The organism is Microbacterium sp., assembly GCF_036277215.1.
Lineage (GTDB): Bacteria > Actinomycetota > Actinomycetes > Actinomycetales > Microbacteriaceae > Microbacterium.
This window is the reverse complement of the sequence record NZ_DASUNI010000323.1, coordinates 1-3074: the sequence shown is the minus strand read 5'-3', so window position 1 is coordinate 3074 and position 3074 is coordinate 1. Positions and strand designations below refer to the sequence as shown.

Sequence of the window (3074 nt, the reverse complement as noted above, 5' to 3'; positions counted from 1 at the left end):
GAACATGCCGACGAGGATGACCACGTAGGCGATGAACTCAGTGGTCTTGAAAGCGGCCTTCGTCTCGGTGGACAGACGGGACACGCGTGTGGTCTGCGGGGTGGTACTGCTCATGGTTAGTCCTTGCTGTGACTATCGGGTGTTGTCGTGGTGCGTGGTGCACCGGTGAGTCCAGGTAAACAGACGCAGCGGATGTCGCTCCGCCCCTTGCGTTTGCGACGAAGCGTCAGGAGAAATCAGGAGGAGAAGCGCAACGGCTCGGCCGTTTCTAACATGGTGGCCATGGCAACCATCGACTACGTCACGTTGGGGGTGGCCGATACGACGGCCGCGGAACGCTTCTACGGTGTCGCGTTCGAACTCGGAGATCGCGTGCGCTTGCGTTCCACTGACGAGCCGACGTCCGGATTCCGCGGTTTCACGCTCTCGCTCGTCGTGTCGCAGCCATCGTCTGTGGACGGTCTGATCGACAGCGCCCTTTCGGCCGGCGCGACATCACTGAAGCCGGGCGCGAAGTCGCTGTGGGGATACGGCGGAGTCGTCCAGGCGCCGGACGGCGCCATCTGGACGATCGCGTCGTCCTCGAAGAAGGACGCCGGCCCCGCCACGCGGCGGATCGACGAGTTCGTGCTGCAGCTCGGCGTCGAGGACGTCGGCTCGAGCAAGCAGTTCTATGTCGACCAGGGGATCCCGGTCGCCAAGGCGTACGGGCGCAAGTACGTCCAGCTGGGGGACCCCGGAAGCCCGATCACGCTGGCGCTGTACCAGCGGCGGGGCCTCGCGAAGGTGGCGGGGGTGCCGGCCGACGGGTCGGGATCGCATCGGCTGTCGATCACCGGGGATGCTGCCCCGTTCACGGATCCCGACGGTTTCGAGTGGGCGGCCGCGCAGTAAGCGGTTGGGATGCACGGCGCAACCGCGGGCCCCACCTCGGCGGGGCGCTTGCCCCGGGACTCATTCAGTAGAACCCGCCCTCCGGATTCGGTGCCAGATACACGTCGACGACTTCGTGGTGCAGGACGAATCGGATGTTCGCCGCCGGCTCCCCGGATGGCGCGCGGGGGACCAGGTTGGGGTCGATGTCGAAGTCGACGATGGTGTCGAGCGACGGTGCTGCACAGCGGAACACCGAGATGCGGTTCTCCACGACCACCGCGAGGCACCGCTTCGCTTCCGGCTTCGTGGTGCTCCATATCTGCAAAGCTCCGTACGAGCCGTAGGAGACGAAGTCGGCCTCGGTCACTCCCCAGTTCACGGCCGTCTCCTCGTCGAGAGGAATGGGGCCTGAGGCAGGATCGGTTTGCGTCAGCTGTGCGACCGGCTTGGGATCGCTCGATTCATCGACGACGAGAAAACCGATCGCGATGGCCGCCACCAGCACGGCAACCGCGGCGATGACCCAGGGCAGGTTGCGTCGAAGCCGACCTCGAGTCGGGTTACTTGGTGGGGTCTCAGTCGCCACAGGCGAGGACTCGTTCATCGGTGCGTCCCTCCGGTTCGGATCAGCTGCGCTGACTGCTCTTTCTCTAAGGAGCTTTGCCGCGCGATTGCTGCTGGACCAAGTGAACGGTGGCCCGTTATCGGCCGGATATCGGCGAGCGTCACCGCGATATCGGTGCGATATCGGCCGTCATTCCTCGGGTCTGACGAACACGATCGAGTCGAAGATGGCGCGTGCCTCGGTTGTCAACGCCGGATTGGTCGTGTCGTGGAATTGGCCCACCGCGAGCACAGCACGCTCGCCGTTCAGGTCGACCACTCGGTAGGTTTCGCGCTCGCTCGGATACGAGTACCAGCGTCCGCACTCCCGCGCCCTGTCGGAGTGGATGCATAACCTGCCGGTGTCACACGCGCGGATGTCCGTGTCGCCCTCGACGGAGTGGTCGAACTCGAACCCGGAGTAGTCGCCCACCATGACCTCGACGGGTGCAGTGCTTGCCGTCGATGTCTGCGCCGTCATCGCATCGACGAACGCCTCCGCCGTCGGACCGACGGGGACCAGTGCCTCCTGCCACGCGCATGCGTCCGTCGGGACGTAGTCGGCGGGCCAGAAGATCACGAAGACGGCCCCATCATCGGGGTGGTCCGGGTCGTCCTTGACCAGCCCTGCGCCCTCGCCGGACGACCAGCCGCCCGGGACGGTGATCTCGAACGGCACCGTGTAGCCGGTCACGAGGTACGTGCCTGCGGCTATTTCTCCGCTCTCAGGAAACGGTGCGGGCGCGTCCGCCCCGGCGGTGGATGCCGGTGACGGCGCATCGGCCGCAGTGCACGCGGTGAGGGAAGCCAACGCCAGCAATGACATGACGACCGCCTCCCGCCGCGCGTGCCCGCCCCGCGTCGCGCCGGCTTGCCGTGGTGAGGTCCACATGTCATGTCCCCTTTCGACCCGTGCAGCGCGATACTGCTCGATCAGTGGAGGACCCGCCGATGTAGGACAGGATATCGGCGGGTCGTCGGCTCGGTATCCACCCGATATCAGCCGTCTTGACCTACTTGCGAGTCGGGCGCACAGTGACCCTATGCAGGTGCGCGTTCTCGGAGCGCTGACACTCGACGACGGCCGGATTCCGCTGGCCCCGCGCGATCGTGCCGTGCTGGGTGCCCTGACTGTCCGCCTGGGTGCGGCCCTGCCGGTCGAATCCCTCGCGGCGGCGCTGTGGGGTGACGACTGGCCGGCCTCGTGGGCCAAGATCATTCCCGGGTGCATCATGCGTCTGCGCCGGCATATCGCGCCGGCAGAGATCGAAACGACCACGCACGGCTACCGGCTGAGCGACGAGCACATCGAGATCGACGCGGAGCAATTCGAACGACTTGTCACGCGAGGTACGCAGCAGCTGGCGCTGGGGGAGCCCGAGCGAGCCGCGCATACGTTCTCGGAGGCACTCGCGCTGTGGCGGGGTGAACCCTTCATGGAGCTCATCGACTGGGAGCCGGCGCAGATCGCTGCCGGTCGCCTCGAGGAGATGCGTCTCGGCGTCGAGGAGCTGCTCCTGGACGCCCAGCTCCAGGCCGGGGAGGTCCGGGAGGTCGCCGCTTTGGCGCCCGCCCGCGTCGCCGAGGCACCGTTG

4 protein-coding genes are annotated in these 3074 nt (G+C 66.5%); 2 read left to right on the top strand and 2 right to left on the bottom strand.

Annotated elements, in window-relative coordinates; all coding sequences use genetic code 11:
- The first annotated feature begins 282 nt into the window (after positions 1–282).
- Entirely contained in the window at positions 283–894 is a 612-nt protein-coding gene (locus tag VFX99_RS15640) for a glyoxalase (protein WP_329667217.1), read from the top strand.
- 64 nt (positions 895–958) lie between these two features.
- Here the strand turns inward: VFX99_RS15640 and VFX99_RS15635 are convergent, their stop codons facing one another.
- Entirely contained in the window at positions 959–1462 is a 504-nt protein-coding gene (locus tag VFX99_RS15635) for a hypothetical protein (RefSeq protein ID WP_329667216.1), read from the bottom strand.
- A 168-nt stretch (positions 1463–1630) separates the two neighbouring features.
- A complete protein-coding gene (locus VFX99_RS15630) occupies positions 1631–2305 on the bottom strand; it encodes a hypothetical protein (RefSeq protein WP_329667215.1) in 675 nt (224 codons plus the stop codon).
- Between the two features lie 217 nt (positions 2306–2522).
- On the opposite strand from VFX99_RS15630, the gene VFX99_RS15625 reads away from it, so the two are divergent.
- Positions 2523–3074: AfsR/SARP family transcriptional regulator (locus VFX99_RS15625; RefSeq protein ID WP_329667214.1), on the top strand; the 552-nt coding region annotated here is incomplete at its 3' end.

What these genes read in the sequence shown, in the direction of transcription:
- VFX99_RS15640 (WP_329667217.1), top strand. Translation starts at nt 283, where the DNA reads ATGGCAACCATCGACTACGTCACGTTGGGGGTGGCCGATACGACGGCC.
- VFX99_RS15630 (WP_329667215.1), bottom strand. Translation starts at nt 2,305, where the DNA reads ATGTCATTGCTGGCGTTGGCTTCCCTCACCGCGTGCACTGCGGCCGAT.